This is a genomic window from Variovorax sp. GW821-FHT09B05 (assembly GCF_059418265.1).
The window spans coordinates 388,130-402,675 of sequence record NZ_JBWKPN010000006.1 but is presented as its reverse complement, the minus strand read 5'-3'; the positions used below and the strand labels follow the sequence as shown (position 1 = coordinate 402,675).

Genomic DNA, 14,546 nt, shown 5'->3' with positions numbered 1-14,546 from the left:
AAGCCCGGCGACGCCTACTTCGCGAGTTCGCTCACCAGCCGGTAGAGGAACTCGCGCCCGTCGTAGAGCCGCTGGATCTCGATGCGTTCGTCCAGCCCGTGGGCGCGCGCATCCGAGGGCTCGAGGAACATGCCGGTCACGCCGTACATCGGAATGCCGGCATTGCGCAGGAAGCGGCTGTCGGTGGCGCCCGTGCTCATCGCGGGAATCACCGGCACGCCCGGCCACATCTGCTCGGTCAGTCGCTCCACCGTCTTCACCAGGTCGCCCTGCAGCGGCGACGCCGGGCTGCGCAGCGGCTTGCCGAGGTTGCGCACCACGATCTTGTCGTTGCCCACGGCCTGGGTCAGCAGGCGCTCGACCTCGTCCGGATCGTCGTGCGGCAGGATGCGGCAGTTGACCGTGGCCTTGGCCGACTGCGGCAGCGCGTTCTCGGCATGGCCGGCCTGCACCATGGTCGCCACGCAGGTGGTGCGCAGCTGGGCGTTGTAGGCCGGGTTGGCCGTCATGCGCTCGAGCACGCCGGCGTCGGGGTTGCCGGTGCCGATGGCGCGCATGTCCTCGGCCAGCTGGCCGGTGGCGAAGGGCGCGCTGCGCGCGAAATAGGTCTTCGTCACGTCGGCGAGCTTGATCGGGAAGGCGTAGTTGCCCAGCCGCTCCAGGCCGGCCGACAGCGCGTAGATCGGGTTGTTCTTCGTCGGCACCGAGCTGTGGCCGCCGACGTCGCGCGCCTCGAGCATGTAGGTGGTGTACATCTTCTCGGCCACCTGCAGCCGATGCAGGTTCGGCTTGCCGTTGCGCAGTTCGCCGCCGCCGCCCTCGTTGATGCCGAACTCGGCCTGCAGCAGCTCGGGCTTGTTGTTGATGAGCCAGAAGGCGCCGTTGCTCAGCGCATCGCCGCGCTCCTCGTCCGCGGTCAGCGCGAGGATGATGTCGCGGCTGGGCTTGAAGCCCTCCTGCTTCAGTTGCCCGAGCACGGACACCAGCGCCGAGGCCATGGCCTTGTCGTCGATGGAACCGCGCGCCGTGAAGTAGCCGCCCGACTCCTGCAGCTTGAACGGGTCGGTCTTCCAGTCCTCGCGCCGGGCCTCGACCACGTCGATATGGGCCAAGAGCAGCAACGGCTTCTTCGAGCCGTCGCCCTTGAAGCGCATCACGAGGTTGCCCTTCTTGGGGAAGGGCTCGAGGATCTGGATGTCCGCGGGCGCGAAACCCGCTTCGACCAGGCGTTTTTCCATCGCGCGCGCGGCCTGCGTGTTGTCGCCCACCGAGTGGGTGGTGTTGATCTCGATGAGCTCCTTGTAGATCTCGCGGAAGCGCTGCTGCTGCGGCGTGAGCGTCTGGGCCGCCGCCGTGGCGAGGCCGCCGAGCGCGAGGGACAGGGCCAGCGCGCTGCGCAACGTGCGCAGTCGCGAGGTCGCGGGCAAGGCGGCGCCGGGGTGGCGGGCGCGGATCTTCTTCAGGCTCATTCGCTCTCTCCGTTGTGGTTGTGGTGTGCGGCCAGCATAGCGACGGCCCCGCGCGAGGGCCATTCAGAAGAAAGGCGCAAGGTGCACACTCGCGGCCATGCAACGCGACTGGGACATCTTCTGCAAGGTCATCGACAACCATGGCGACCTCGGCGTCTGCTGGCGGCTCGCACGCCAGCTCGCCGGCCTCGGCGAACAGGTACGGCTCTGGGTCGACGACGCCAGCGCGCTGGCCTGGATGGCGCCCGAAGGCTGCGCGGGCGTGCGCGTGATCGACTGGAGCGATCCGGCCGCGGTGAGCGCGGCCGCGGCCGAGCCGGCGCCCCAGGTGCTGATCGAGGCCTTCGGCTGCGACCCGGCGCCCGCGCTGATCGCGCGCTTCGCCGCAGCCTCGGCCGCCGACGGTGCCCCGCGCGCCTGGATCAACCTCGAATACCTTTCGGCCGAACCCTATGTGGAGCGGCTGCATGGCCTGCCCTCGCCGGTCTTCAGGGAACCGGGCGCCGGGCTCACCAAGCGCTTCTTCTATCCAGGCTTCACCCCGGCCACCGGCGGCCTGCTGCGCGAACCGGACCTGGCCCGGCGGCGCGCGGCCTTCGATCGCGCTGCCTGGCTCGCGCAACGGCAATTGCCCTGGCGCGAAGGCGAACGCCTGGTGTCGTTGTTCTGCTACGAGCCGCCGGCCCTGGCCGCGCTGCTGGCGCAACTGGCCGATGACGGCACGCCGACCCGGCTGCTGGTGACGCCGGGCCGGGCGACCGAAGCTGTCAGGGCCTGCCTTTCGAGCACGGAATGGCTCGAACGCTCGCCCCGCCGTGCGAGTGCGCTATCGATTTCATACCTGCCGCACCTCGACCAGCCCGATTTCGACCACCTGCTCTGGGCCTGCGACCTGAACTTCGTGCGCGGCGAGGATTCGCTGGTGCGCGCCCTCTGGGCCGGCGCGCCGCTGGTCTGGCAGATCTATGCGCAGGACGACGACGCGCACCACGTGAAGCTGAACGCCTGGCTCGACTGGCTGGCAGCGCCGGCCTCGATGCGGCGCGTCCACCACGCCTGGAACGGCTTCGGCAACGCGGCCCTGTCGCTCGCCGACATCGGCGAAGAATGGCGTCTTGCCGTGACCCGAGGGCGCGAGCGCCTGCTCGCGCAGGACGATCTCGTGACCCAACTGCAGCATTTCGTCGCCGGAAAAAGCTAAAATAGCGGGCTTTGCGGATTTCGGCCCGGATCCTGGGAAATTCCTGGGGGTTCGAGATGCACTCCGCTGAACCTGCCGCGGGACATGTACCGCGGGGCTTTTTCCAACCGGCACTCCTGCCCGGATTCTGGAAGTCCTGCGCACCGAGCGGCTTACATCCAGAGACCCTGATATGAAAATCGCTCAAGAAATCCGCGCCGGCAACGTCATCATGCACGGCAAGGATCCGATGGTCGTGCTCAAGACCGAATACAGCCGCGGCGGCCGCAACAGCGCCACCGTGCGCATGAAGATGAAGAGCCTGATCGCCAACTTCAACACCGAAGTGGTCTTCAAGGCCGACGACAAGATCGACCAGATCGTGCTCGAGAAGAAGGACTGCACCTACTCCTACTTCGCCGACCCGATGTATGTCTGCATGGACGCCGACTACAACCAGTACGAAGTCGAAGCCGAGAACATGGGCGACGCCCTGAACTACCTCGAAGACGGCATGGCCGTCGAAGTGGTGTTCTACGACGGCAAGGCCATCTCGGTCGAACTGCCGACCAGCGTCGAGCGCGAAATCACCTGGACCGAGCCGGCCGTCAAGGGCGACACCTCGGGCAAGGTCCTGAAGCCCGCCAAGATCGCCACCGGCTTCGAAGTGCCCGTGCCGCTGTTCGTCTCGCAAGGCGACAAGATCGAAATCGACACGCGCACCGGCGAATACCGCAAGCGCGTCTGAGCGCCGCCTTCCCCGGCTGACCACCACCCGCAAGAGGCTCCGCAAGGAGCCTTTTGTCTTTGCGGCCCGTCCGCACGCAACGAATCCCGCGCTGCACAATCCCATCCTTATGACCAACAGCACGCACGACCTTCACGACAAGCGCCTCGCCGACGCCTGGGCCACGCTCCAGTCCCATGCCGACAAGGGGCTGCCGCTCGATCCCGATCCCTCGCGCATCGCCTTCGCCGATCCCGAGTTCCTGCTGCGCCGCGAAACCCGCGGCGTGCGCATGCAGCTCGAGCTGATGAAGCCCGACATCGAGCAGCGCGCCCACGGCATCGAGAACACCATCGTGGTCTTCGGCAGCGCGCGCTTCCGCAGCGAGGAAGAAGCCGCCGCGCTGATCGTCGAGGCCGACAAGGCCGGCGACACCGCCGCGGCCGAGCGCTGGCGCCGGCTGGCGCGCAGCTCGCACTACTACGAGAAGGCGCGCACCTTCGGCAAGCTGGTCGCGCGCCACAGCGAGAACAAGGAGCCGCAGGACAAGCTCTTCATCTGCACCGGCGGCGGCCCCGGCATCATGCAGGCGGCCAACCGCGGCGCGCACGAGGCCGGCGGCCTGTCGGTCGGCCTGGCCATCGCGCTGCCGATGGAGGAAGCGGCCAATCCCTACGTCACGCCAGCGCTGAGCTTCAAGTTCCACTACTTCGCGATCCGCAAGATGCATTTCATGATGCGTGCGAAGGCGCTGGTGGCGTTCCCGGGCGGCTTCGGCACGCTCGACGAACTGTTCGAGGTGATCACGCTGGTGCAGACGCGCAAGTCGAAGCCGGTGCCGATCGTGCTGTTCGGTTCGGACTACTGGAAGCGCCTGATCGACTTCGACTTCCTGGTCGACGAAGGCGTGATCTCGCCCGGCGACGTCAAGCTCTTCGAGTACGTGGACGCGCCCGAAGACGCGTGGGAAGCGATCAAGCGCTTCTACAAGCTCTGATCCGGCACGGGCTCACCGACTAGGCGGCCTCGTCGTCGCCATCGTCGTCATCGGGCCGCAGCGCGTGCTCGAAGAAGCGCGTGAGCGCCTTGGCACGCCGGCGCCGCTCGGGCCCCGGCCCGGTCGCGAGGCCCATGGCCACGGCATCGTCGGCCACGCCGTGCAGCGCATTGAACAGGATCACGGCCGTGAGCGTCGGGTCCTCGACCTCCCACACGCCGGCCGCGTCGCCATGCTTGAGCAGGCCGACCAGCTGCGTGATGACCGCGTTGTCGTTGCGCATGCGCCGGTCCTCGGGCCGGTACTCGTGGAACACCACGTCGTGCAGCGCGACGTTGTCGAGGTAGGTCTCGAGCCCCGTCTCGACCCAGGCCTTGATGCGGCCATGGTGGTCCTCGGGACGGTGGCGGTCCATCGCCTCCTGCAGCCGCGCGCAGAAGCTGTCGACGAAGCGCTGCTGCAGCGCGCCGAGCAACGCCTCCTTCGACGGGAAGTACAGATAGAAGGTGCCCTTGGCCACCTGCGCGCCGGCCGCGATGTCGTCGATGCTGGTGGTGGCGATGCCCTTCTCGATGAACAGCCGCTCGGCCGCGTCCATCAGCGCCGCGGCGCGGGTTTCGGGCGCCTTGACGCGGCGGCGCGGTTCGGACGCCTCCGAAGGCGGTGACGGGTCCGCCGCATCGGGCGTGGAAGAAGTGATGGTGCGGCGCCCCGTCGTCATTCGGTTCCCTCAGGTTGTGGCTGCGGCGGCACGTGCCGCCGCGATGGCCGCGTTCACCGCGGCCGCGTCGAGCGCCAGGCCGCGCGGCGCCAGCACGCGCTCGCCGAGCCAGGCGATGGCCTCGTCGGTGCGCGCGAAGGTGTCGGCCGGCACGCCGAAGAGCTTCTCGACATTCATCTTGCGGATTTTCTCGTATTGATCGGGCGGCACCACGCTGGCCATGCCCATCATATGGCGCCGGATGTCGGCGCCGCGCGCCTGCAGCCACTGCTTCGCGCTCTGCGCGCTGCCCTCGGGATGCACCAGCGCGTCGGCGTCGGCGAACACGCGCAGCGAAGCAAAAGGCTCGCCACGGTCGAGCCAGCGGTTCCAGTCCTCGGTGAAGACCTGCATGTCCTCGAGGGTCTGCAACCCCGAAGACACGCTGATGACCAGCGGCCACTGGCCGAGTTCGTGATGGATCATGGACAACTCCTTGATGACGGTCCGGGAACGAAGAACGGGAAGGCGACGCGCGGACAGGCGCAGCGGCACGCGCGCGGCGGGCATGGAGAGAAGCTCCTCAGGCGCGGGCCGGCAGCGCGGCGGTGCGCGGCCTGACGCCGAGCAGCAGCCCGGCCGCCAGCAGGCCGGCCAGCCCGGCACAGGCCACGGCCGCATGGAAGCCGCCGGCCAGCGCACCCGACACCAGGCCATGGGCCAGCGAAGGATCGAGCGCGCCCAGCGCGGCGGTGTCGTGCCGCGCCACGGCGGCCACCGCCATCTCCTGCGCGCGCGCCGCCGGCAGGCCGCTGCGCTCGAGTGCCGCCGCCAGCAGCGCGGTGGCGCGGCCGCTCATCAATGTGCCGAGCAGCGCGATGCCGATCAGCATGCCGGCCTGGCGCAGCGCGTTCATCGTGGCCGAGGCCATGCCCGAGCGCTGCGCCGGCACCGAGGCGATCACCGCCGTGCTGGTGGCCGGCACCGCGAGCCCCGTGCCGGCGCCGAGCACCACGAACAGCAGTGCGAGCACCACGTAGGGCGTGTCGGCCGCCAGCAGCGTCATCGCGAGCATCGCGGCGCCGATCAGGCCGTAGCCCGCCACCATCAGCGCGTGGACGCCGTGGCGCCGCGACAGCCGGCCGAACTGCGAGGACACGATGCCGGTCGCGACGAACTGCGGCACCATGCGCCAGCCGGTGTCGGTGGCCGACCAGCCCTGCACCTGCTGCAGGAACAGCGAGAAGAAGAACAGGCTCGCGTAGGCCGAGAAGCCCAGCACGAAGGACGCGAAGTTGGTGACCGAGAAGCGCGCGTCGCGAAACAGGCCCAGCGGCAGCAGAGGCCGCTGCACGCGCGCCTCCACCGCCAGGAACAGCACGAGCCCGAGCGCGGCCAACGCGAGCGATACCGTGGTGCGCCCCGACAGCCAGCCGTGCTCGCCGGCCGCGATCAGCCCGAAGGTCAGCGCGCCGAGCCACAGCACGCTGAGCACCTGCCCCGCCGGATCGAGCGCCGCATGCTCGGGGTGCGAGGTCTCGCGGATGCCCCAGAGCCCCAGGCCCACGGTCAGCAGGGCGATCGGCAGGTTGATCAGGAAGATGCTCTGCCAGCCGGTGTGGTCCACCAGCAGGCCGCCGAGCATCGGCCCGAGGATCAGCGAGATCGCGGTGAAAGAGGACCAGCCGCCGATCACGCGCGCGCGGCTCGCCGGCTCGGGAAAGGCATGGGCGAGGATCGACAGCGCGCCCGGGATCAGCAGCGCGCCCGCGATGCCCTGCACCGCGCGGCCGGCCAGCAGCGTGCTCAGGGTGCCGGCCATGGCGCACATCGCCGAGCCGATGGTGAACACCACCACGCCGGCCAGCCAGGCGCGCTTGCGGCCGTAGCGATCACCCAGCGGCCCGGCCGAGAGCATGAAGGCCGACAGGCACAGCGCGTAGATGTCGATCACCCACTGCAGGCCCGCGAGGTCGGTGGCGAGCGCGCGCTGCAGGGTGGGCAGCGCGACGTTGACGATGCTCACGTCGAGCGTGGCGATGAAGCTGCCGAGATAGACCGCGGCGACGAGCGCGAGCCGGCGGCGCGGATCGTCGATCGCCGCCCGGGATGGGGAGTCCATGGGACCGCCTTCGGGATTCGTTGAAGAGGCGGCGATACTGACTTCAAGTCACTATCTTGTCAATCAGATGAGAATTGATCTTATTTGGATCAGGGTCTCCCGGGAGGCGGCAGTGGCTTCGGCGCCGTTCAGTGCCCCTCCTCCCTTACCTTCAAGCCCCAGGTGGCGCGCGCGCCGAGCGCCACCACCCCGCCCACGACCCAGAACACGCCGCCGATGCCGATCAGCGCACCCAGCGAGCCGAACAGCATCGGCATCGCCACGCTCGAGGCATTGATGGTCATCAGCCGCAGCCCCAGCGCCTCGCCGTGGCGGCTGTGCGGCGTGATCTGGTGCAGCATGCTCATCACCATCGGCTGCACCGCGCCGAGCGCGAAGCCCAGCACCACCGAGCACACGCCCATGCTCAGGGCCGTCGGCAGCAGCGGATAGACCAGGAAGACGCCGACCGTGACCAGGGTCGAGACGAAGATCACGCTGCGCTCGGAGGCGCGCGAGGCGATCGCCGGCAGCACGATGCGGATCACGGCCGCCGCGATCGCGAAGGCGCCGAGGATCGAGCCGATCACCGAGGCGCTGATGCCGCGCTCGTGCCCCAGCACCGGCAGCACGAAGGCATGCACGTCCCAGCTCGAGGACTGGAGCCAGTTCACGAACAGCAGGCGACGGAACATGGGTTCGCGCAGCAGGTCCCAGGCGCGCGTGGGCACGGCCCCGGGCAACGGCGGCGTGGGCGGCGGCTCGTGGGCGCCGCGCGCCATCAGCCAGCACAGGATCGGCAGCAGCGCCATGGCGGCGAAGCAGACGCGGAAGGCCAGCATGTCGGCCGCCGCGCGGCCCGCGTGGTCGATCAGCAGGCCGGCCAGGAACGGGCCGACGAAGTTCGCCACCGCGGGCGCGATCGCGAGCCAGCTGAACACCCGCTTGAGCTCGGTCGGCGTGGTGGCCGAGCGGCCCACGTGACGCTGCAGCGCGATCACGGTCGCGCCGGTGGCGCCGCCGGTCAGCAGCGCCGCCACGCACATGGCCGGAAAGACCGGGAACGCCCAGACCAGCCCCGCGCCGAGCGAGGCCGCGATCACCGACAGCAGCAGCGGCCGCTTGAAGCCGTGGCGGTCGGCGAAGCGCCCGGCGGGCAGCGCGAGGAAGACCTGGGTCAGCGCGAACAGCGCGATCAGCACGCCGACGGCCGCCGCGCTGTAGCCCTGCTGCAGCGCCAGCAGCGGCGTGGCCAGCCGCATGCCGGCCATGGTGGCGTGGAGGCAGACCTGCGCGCCGATGACGCGCAGCAGTTCGCTGCCCTTCACGGCTTGCCGCCGCTGTCGGGATCGGCGTCGAGGCCTTCGGCGCCCGCGGCCAGCGGCGGCAGCAGCGCCTGCGCCTGGCCCTCGGGCAGCGCCTCCACCTTGCGCAGCGCCAGGCGCATCTGCCTGGCGCGCGTATCGGCCTTGTCGAGCGTGTCGGAGGCCTTGGCCACCTGCTCCTTTACGCGCTCGACCCATTCGCCGTAGCGCTCGAACTCGGTCTTGACCGCGCCCAGCACCTTCCAGACCTCGGAGGCCTGGCGCTCGAGCGCCAGCGTGCGAAAGCCCATGTGCAGGCTGTTGAGCATCGCGAGCAAGGTGGTCGGGCCAGCCAGCGTCACGCGATGCTGGCGCTGGATCGCGTCCATCAGGCCCGGACGCCGCAGCACCTCGGCATAGAGGCTCTCGACCGGCAGGAAGAGGATCGCGAAATCGGTGGTGTGCGGCGCCGCGAGGTAGCTCTCGGCGATGGACTTGGCCTCGGTGCGGATGCGCGCCTCGAGCGCCTTGGCGGCGAGCTCGGCGGCCACCGCGTCGGCCTGCTCGTGGGCCTCGATCAGGCGCTCGTAGTCGTCGCGCGGAAACTTGGCGTCGATCGGCAGCCAGACCGGCGTGCCCTCGTCGCCGCGACCCGGGAAGCGGATCGCGAAGTCCACCCGCTGCCCGCTGCGCGGCTTGGTCTCGACCTGCCGCGCGTACTGCTCGGGCGTGAGCACCTGCTCGAGCAGCGCCTCGAGCTGCACCTCGCCGAAGATGCCGCGCGTCTTCACGTTGGTCAGCACGCGCTGCAGGCTGCCGACACCAACGGCCAGCGTCTGCATCTCGCCCAGCCCCTTGTGCACCTGCTCGAGCCGCTCGGCCACCTGCCGGAAGCTTTCGCCGAGGCGCGCCTCGAGCGTGCTCTGCAGCTTCTCGTCGACGGTCTTGCGCATCTCGTCGAGCTTGGCGGCGTTGCCCTGCTGCAGTTGCGTGAGCTGGCTTTCCATCGTGGCGCGCACCTCGGCGAGACGGCGCGCATTCGATTCCGACAGGCCCTGCAGCTGCGAAGCCAGCGTGTCGGCCAGCGTCTTCTGCAGCGCGGCGAGCTGCAGCGCGAAGGCATCGAGCTGGGCGTTCTGCGTGCGCGTGGCCTCGGCGCCCTGCATCACCAGCGATTGCTGGAAGGTGGCGAAGGCCTGCGCGGTTTCCTGCCGTCCGCCGCGCGAACTCTCCGCGATCTCGCGGCGCAGTTCGCGCTCGGTGCGCTCGTTGGCGGCGAGCAGTTCGCCATGGTCGGGCGGCGGCGGCCGGCGGGCCAGCAGCCAGACGAGGAGCACGAGCTGGATGACGGCGACGACCGCCAGGGCCAGAAGAATCAAGTCGATGAGTTCCAAGGGGATCGCGGGGCGCTTTCTTTTCTTTTTTGTTCGGCGGAGATGGCTTACTTGGCGGCCACCGGCGTGACGGGGGTCAGCGGACCCTTGCCCGTGAAGAAGGCGATCAGGTTGTCGGCCGCGAGCCCGGCCATGGCCTTGCGCGTGGGCACCGTGGCGCTCGCGATGTGCGGCGTGAGCACGACGTTGGGCACGGTCAGCAGGTCGGGATGGACCTTGGGCTCGCCCTCGAACACGTCGAGCCCCGCGGCGGCGATGCGCTTCTCGCGCAGCGCCACGGCCAGCGCCGCGTCGTCGACGATGCCGCCGCGCGCGATGTTCACCAGGGTCGCGGTGGGCTTCATCAGCGCGAGTTCGGCCGCGCCGATGGTGTGGTGCGAGGCGGCCGAGTACGGCACCACCAGCACCACATGGTCGGCGGTCCTGAGCAGCTCTTCCTTGCTCGCGTAGGTGGCCTTGCACTCGGCCTCGAGCGAGGCGTCGAGCCGCGAGCGGTTGTGATAGATCACCTTCATGCCGAAGCCGTGCGCGCCGCGCTTGGCGATGCCCTGCCCGATGCGGCCCATGCCGATGATGCCCAGCGTGGCGCCGTGGATGTCGGAGCCCGCGAACATGTCGAAGCTCCACTTCTGCCACTTGCCGGCGCGCAGGAAATGCTCGCTCTCGGCGATGCGGCGCGCGGTAGCCATCAGCAGCGCGAAACCGAAGTCGGCGGTGGTCTCGGTCAGCACGTCGGGCGCGTTGGTGCCGACCACGCCGCGCGCGGCCATCGCGTCGACGTCGAAGTTGTTGTAGCCCACGGCCATGTTGGCGCAGATCTTCAGGTCGGGGCAGGCGTCGAGCAGCGCCGCGTCGATGCGTTCGCTACCGGTGGTGAAGGCGCCCTGCTTGCCCTGCAGCTTCGCGGCGAGCTGCTCCCTGGTCCAGCTCTCGTCGGACTGGTTCGACTCGATCTCGAAATGCTGCGCCAGGCGCTCGAGGGTCTCGGGGAAGATCGTGCGGGCGACCAGGATCTTGGGCTTGCTCATGGGCTTTGTCTCGCTAGCGGAAGAAAAGGAAGGTGGAGAGGACGAACAGCGGCAGCAGGATGGCCATCGACCAGGCCATGTAGCCGAAGAAGCTCGGCATGCGCACGCCGCGGCTCTCGGCGATGGCCTTGACCATCAGGTTGGGCGCGTTGCCGATGTAGGTGTTGGCGCCCATGAAGACCGCGCCGGCCGAGATGGCCGCGAGCGTCGCCGCATGGGTGGTCATGAGCGTCAGCGGATCGCCGCCCGCGGTGTTGAAGAACACCAGGTAGGTCGGCGCGTTGTCGAGGAAGGAGCTGAGGATGCCGGTGGCCCAGAAGTACATCGCCGGGTCGGGCTGGCCGTCGGGCCGCGTGACCGCCGCGACGACGGCGCCGAACGGTCCCTGCGTGCCGGCCTTGAGCATCGCGATCACCGGGATGATGGTCAGGAAGATGCCCGCGAACAGCTTGGCGACCTCGGCCATCGGACCCCATTCGAACTGGTTGGCCGCATGCACCGCCTTCGGCGTGATCGCGAGCGAGACCAGCGTGAGCACGATCAGCCCCGCGTCGCGCACCAGCCCCGGCAGGCCGACCTCGGTGCCGAAGACGTCGAAGCGCAGCGGCGACTTCCAGAAGCCGCTGAGCAGCACCAGCGCCACCACGCCCGCGAGCAGCCAGAAGTTGAGCGCGCCGTCGAAGCCCAGGCGCCGCGTGTCGGGCGTGGGATCGACCGGCAGCACGCCCTCCTTGCGGAAGTAGTGGCGGTCGATGAAATAGAACAGCCCCAGCAGTGCAGCCAGCACGAACAGCGTGTCAAGCAGGATGTGCTGCGCGGTCCAGAAGAAGCTCACGCCCTTGAGGAAGCCGAGGAACAGCGGCGGATCGCCGAGCGGCGTGAGCGAGCCGCCCACGTTCGAGACGATGAAGATGAAAAACACGATCACGTGCACCCGGTGCACGCGGTCGTCGTTGGCGCGGATCAGCGGGCGGATCAGCAGCATCGACGCGCCCGTGGTGCCCATGAAGCTCGCGAGCACCGCGCCGATCGCGAGGATGGCGGTATTGAGCCCCGGCGAGCCGCGCAGGTTGCCGCGGATGTGGATGCCGCCGGCCACCGTGAACAGCGCGGTCAGCAGCAGGATGAACGGGATGTACTCGGCCACCAGCGCATGCACCAGTTGCCCGCCCGCGAGCGCTGCGCCGAAGGTGGCGGCGAAGGGCAGCAGGAAGGCCAGCGCCCAGGCGGCCGCGACCTTGCCGTAGTGGTGATGCCAGAAGGCCGGCGCCAGCAGCGGCAGCAAGGCGATCGACAGCAGGATGCCCGCGAAGGGCACGCCCCACAGCGGCGAGATCGTGCTGCCGTCGAAGTCCGCCGCCAAGACCAGGCCGGGAGCGAGCAACGCCAGCGTCGCCAGCGCCATCGACACCGCGGGGCGCATCGTGGTCTTCATGGGGCCGTACCGTACCAGAGCCCCCGGTTCCGTCGCCGGAATCCGCATCAGGCGGCAGGCTGCTCGATCTCGAACACCTGGCGCAGGTAGGCCAGGTATTTCTCGTCCTCGCACATGTTCTTCGACGGGGTGTCCGAGAGCTTGGCCACCGGCTGGTCGTTGCAGCGGATCATCTTGATCACGATCTGCAGCGGCTCGTAGCCCAGGTCGTTGGTGAGATTGGTGCCGATGCCGAAGGCCAGCTGGCAGCGCCCGCGGAACTGCTGGTAGAGCTCGATGGTGCGCGGCACCGTGAGGCCGTCGCTGAAGATCAGCGTCTTGGTGCGCGGGTCGACGCGGTTCGCGAGGTAGTGCGCGATCATGCGTTCGCCCCACTGGAACGGATCGCCGCTGTCGTGGCGCGCGCCGTCGAACAGCTTGCAGAAGTACAGGTCGAAGTCGCGCAGGAAGGCGCTCATGCCGTAGACGTCGGACAGCGCGATGCCCAGGTCGCCGCGGTACTCGCGCGCCCAGCTCTCGAAGCCGAAGATCTGGCTGTCGCGCAGCCGCGGGCCCAGCGCCTGGCAGGCCTGCAGGTATTCGTGCGCCATGGTGCCCAGCGGAATCAGCCCGAGCTTCATCGCGTAGAGCACGTTGCTGGTGCCCGCGAGCTGCGGCAGCCGGCCGCCGGGCTGCGAACTCGAGGGCGGCGAGGTCACCGCGCCGAGCCGCGCGTTGAGAGTGCGCAGCACCTCCTCGTGCCAGTCCTTCGAGAAGCGGCGCCGCGTGCCGTAGTCGGCGATCTTGAGGTCGCCGAGGCCGGCCTCCTGCAGCTGCGCGATCTTGATCTCGAGCCGGCGGCGGCCCTCGTCGAGGTCGGGGCGCTTCTGCGTGTTGCGGAAGTAGACCTCGTTGACGATCGCCAGCACCGGGATCTCGAACAGGATGGTGTGCAGCCACGGGCCCTGGATGCGGATCTCGAGCTCGCCCGAGGGCTGGGGAATGATGTTGATGTACTTCTCGTTGAGCCGGAACAGCCCGAGGAAGTCGATGAAGTCGCTCTTGATGAAGCGCATCGAGCGCAGGTAGGCCAGCTCGGCATCGCGGAACTGCAGCGAGCAGAGGCTGCGCACCTCCTCGCGGATCTGGCTGGCGAATTGCGCGAGGTCGACGCCGGGATTGCGGCACTTGAAGCGGTACTCGACGCGTGCCCCCGGGAAGTGATGCAGCACGACCTGCATCATGGTGAACTTGTAGAGGTCGGTGTCGAGCAGGCTGTGAATGATCATGGTGCGGCGCGCGTTGTCTCTCTGTCGTCCCGGCCCGAAGTTTTTCGGGCGCCGCTCGATTATCACGGCCCCCGTCGGCCTGTGCCTACGGACCCTGCACTGCACGTCCTACCGCAGGGGTGAATGCACCTGTAGACAGTGTTTTTCACGGCGGCGAAATGGCCCGCCGAATCAACCTCTCAAGGAGATTCGCATGAACAAGGACACCATCGAAGGCAACTGGAAGCAGCTCAAGGGCAAGGTCAAGGAGCAATGGGGCAAGCTGACCGACGACGACTTCGACGTCATCGCCGGCAAGCGCGACCAGCTGCTGGGCCGCATCCAGGAACGCCACGGCATCAGCCGCGACGAGGCCGAGAAGCAGGTCAAGGACTGGGAATCGCGCGACGGCCGCACGCCCGACGCGCTCTGGTTCGAACGCTACTGAGGTCCTGACTTCCGCTTTCCCTCATCCATCGACTAGGAGAACTCCAAAATGAAAAAACACCTGCTCATGCTCGCGCTCGCCTCCACCTGCTTCGTCGCCACCCAGGCCGGCGCCCAGATGAACAAGGACGAGCACAAGGTCGCCAAGGAAAAGATCGAGGCCGACTACAAGGTCGCCAAGACCCAGTGCGACACGCTGAAGGACAACGCCAAGGACGTCTGCCAGAAGGAAGCCAAGGGCAAGGAGAACGTTGCCAAGGCCGAGCTCGAGCAGCAGTTCAAGCCCAGCGACAGCAACGCCCGCAAGGTCGCCGAGGAAAAGGTGAAGGCCACCTATGAAGTGGCGAAGGAAAAGTGCGACGACCAGACCGGTGACGCCAAGTCCGCCTGCGTGAAGCAGGCCAAGGCCGACGAGGACAAGGGCAAGGCCGACATCAAGGCGATGGCCAAGAAGTAAGCCGCTTCTCTTACCTCGCAACGACAACGGCGCCTCGAGGGGCGCCGTTTCTCTTGGGGG

The 14,546-nt window shown here is 68.6% G+C and carries 14 protein-coding genes; 5 read left to right on the top strand and 9 right to left on the bottom strand.

Annotated features, from left to right (window positions below; genetic code table 11):
* Positions 1-14: 14 nt before the first annotated feature.
* Positions 15-1,469, bottom strand: a complete 1,455-nt coding sequence (locus tag AC07RM_RS18585; RefSeq protein ID WP_495335459.1) for a M20/M25/M40 family metallo-hydrolase — start codon at positions 1,467-1,469, stop codon at positions 15-17.
* A 97-nt stretch (positions 1,470-1,566) separates the two neighbouring features.
* Here AC07RM_RS18585 and earP point away from each other — a divergent pair, with 97 nt between their 5' ends.
* From earP to AC07RM_RS18570, 3 genes are all read left to right on the top strand, one after another.
* Positions 1,567-2,670 carry an elongation factor P maturation arginine rhamnosyltransferase EarP gene (gene earP, locus AC07RM_RS18580; protein ID WP_495335458.1) on the top strand — a complete coding sequence of 368 codons (1,104 nt, stop codon included), beginning with the start codon at positions 1,567-1,569 and terminating at the stop codon, positions 2,668-2,670.
* Between the two features lie 172 nt (positions 2,671-2,842).
* Positions 2,843-3,397 carry an elongation factor P gene (gene efp, locus AC07RM_RS18575; protein ID WP_007830687.1) on the top strand — a complete coding sequence of 185 codons (555 nt, stop codon included), beginning with the start codon at positions 2,843-2,845 and terminating at the stop codon, positions 3,395-3,397.
* A gap of 109 nt (positions 3,398-3,506) precedes the next feature.
* Positions 3,507-4,373: an LOG family protein gene (locus AC07RM_RS18570; RefSeq protein WP_093343045.1), complete on the top strand. Its 867-nt coding sequence runs from the start codon at positions 3,507-3,509 to the stop codon at positions 4,371-4,373.
* Positions 4,374-4,392: 19 nt separating this feature from the next.
* On the opposite strand, the gene AC07RM_RS18565 is transcribed toward AC07RM_RS18570, so the two are convergent.
* The 8 genes from AC07RM_RS18565 to pncB all read right to left on the bottom strand — a co-directional run bounded on the left by AC07RM_RS18565 (position 4,393) and on the right by pncB (position 13,603).
* Positions 4,393-5,094 carry a TetR/AcrR family transcriptional regulator gene (locus AC07RM_RS18565; RefSeq protein ID WP_208512127.1) on the bottom strand — a complete coding sequence of 234 codons (702 nt, stop codon included), beginning with the start codon at positions 5,092-5,094 and terminating at the stop codon, positions 4,393-4,395.
* Positions 5,095-5,103: 9 nt separating this feature from the next.
* Positions 5,104-5,559 (bottom strand): hypothetical protein, encoded by a 456-nt coding sequence (locus tag AC07RM_RS18560; protein ID WP_093343048.1) that lies wholly within the window; start codon positions 5,557-5,559, stop codon positions 5,104-5,106.
* Between the two features lie 97 nt (positions 5,560-5,656).
* On the bottom strand, positions 5,657-7,195 hold the full coding sequence (locus AC07RM_RS18555) for an MFS transporter (protein ID WP_495335457.1): 1,539 nt from the start codon (positions 7,193-7,195) through the stop codon (positions 5,657-5,659).
* Positions 7,196-7,323: 128 nt separating this feature from the next.
* Positions 7,324-8,502, bottom strand: coding sequence for an MFS transporter (locus tag AC07RM_RS18550; protein ID WP_296778148.1), 1,179 nt, complete (start codon positions 8,500-8,502; stop codon positions 7,324-7,326).
* Positions 8,499-9,857: a DNA recombination protein RmuC gene (locus AC07RM_RS18545; protein WP_495335456.1), complete on the bottom strand. Its 1,359-nt coding sequence runs from the start codon at positions 9,855-9,857 to the stop codon at positions 8,499-8,501. The genes AC07RM_RS18550 and AC07RM_RS18545 overlap by 4 nt, the downstream gene beginning before the upstream one ends.
* A 62-nt stretch (positions 9,858-9,919) precedes the next feature.
* Positions 9,920-10,900 (bottom strand): 2-hydroxyacid dehydrogenase, encoded by a 981-nt coding sequence (locus AC07RM_RS18540; RefSeq protein ID WP_495335455.1) that lies wholly within the window; start codon positions 10,898-10,900, stop codon positions 9,920-9,922.
* Between the two features lie 13 nt (positions 10,901-10,913).
* Positions 10,914-12,335: a sodium:proton antiporter gene (locus tag AC07RM_RS18535; RefSeq protein ID WP_495335454.1), complete on the bottom strand. Its 1,422-nt coding sequence runs from the start codon at positions 12,333-12,335 to the stop codon at positions 10,914-10,916.
* A gap of 47 nt (positions 12,336-12,382) precedes the next feature.
* Positions 12,383-13,603 (bottom strand): nicotinate phosphoribosyltransferase, encoded by a 1,221-nt coding sequence (gene pncB / locus AC07RM_RS18530; protein WP_093343057.1) that lies wholly within the window; start codon positions 13,601-13,603, stop codon positions 12,383-12,385.
* 193 nt (positions 13,604-13,796) lie between these two features.
* Between pncB and AC07RM_RS18525 the strand changes: the two genes are divergently transcribed.
* Both AC07RM_RS18525 and AC07RM_RS18520 read left to right on the top strand, forming a co-directional pair.
* Complete coding sequence (locus tag AC07RM_RS18525) at positions 13,797-14,030, top strand: CsbD family protein (protein ID WP_057590415.1); 234 nt, start codon at positions 13,797-13,799, stop codon at positions 14,028-14,030.
* A 48-nt stretch (positions 14,031-14,078) separates the two neighbouring features.
* Positions 14,079-14,486, top strand: a complete 408-nt coding sequence (locus AC07RM_RS18520; RefSeq protein WP_057590416.1) for a hypothetical protein — start codon at positions 14,079-14,081, stop codon at positions 14,484-14,486.
* The last annotated feature ends 60 nt before the right edge of the window (positions 14,487-14,546 follow it).

Coding starts and splice junctions, on each gene's coding strand:
- AC07RM_RS18555 (WP_495335457.1), bottom strand. CDS start 7,195: ATGGACTCCCCATCCCGGGCGGCGATCGACGATCCGCGCCGCCGGCTC.
- AC07RM_RS18560 (WP_093343048.1), bottom strand. CDS start 5,559: ATGATCCATCACGAACTCGGCCAGTGGCCGCTGGTCATCAGCGTGTCT.
- AC07RM_RS18535 (WP_495335454.1), bottom strand. CDS start 12,335: ATGAAGACCACGATGCGCCCCGCGGTGTCGATGGCGCTGGCGACGCTG.
- AC07RM_RS18565 (WP_208512127.1), bottom strand. CDS start 5,094: ATGACGACGGGGCGCCGCACCATCACTTCTTCCACGCCCGATGCGGCG.
- efp (WP_007830687.1), top strand. CDS start 2,843: ATGAAAATCGCTCAAGAAATCCGCGCCGGCAACGTCATCATGCACGGC.
- AC07RM_RS18540 (WP_495335455.1), bottom strand. CDS start 10,900: ATGAGCAAGCCCAAGATCCTGGTCGCCCGCACGATCTTCCCCGAGACC.
- AC07RM_RS18525 (WP_057590415.1), top strand. CDS start 13,797: ATGAACAAGGACACCATCGAAGGCAACTGGAAGCAGCTCAAGGGCAAG.
- pncB (WP_093343057.1), bottom strand. CDS start 13,603: ATGATCATTCACAGCCTGCTCGACACCGACCTCTACAAGTTCACCATG.
- AC07RM_RS18570 (WP_093343045.1), top strand. CDS start 3,507: ATGACCAACAGCACGCACGACCTTCACGACAAGCGCCTCGCCGACGCC.
- AC07RM_RS18520 (WP_057590416.1), top strand. CDS start 14,079: ATGAAAAAACACCTGCTCATGCTCGCGCTCGCCTCCACCTGCTTCGTC.
- AC07RM_RS18585 (WP_495335459.1), bottom strand. CDS start 1,469: ATGAGCCTGAAGAAGATCCGCGCCCGCCACCCCGGCGCCGCCTTGCCC.
- earP (WP_495335458.1), top strand. CDS start 1,567: ATGCAACGCGACTGGGACATCTTCTGCAAGGTCATCGACAACCATGGC.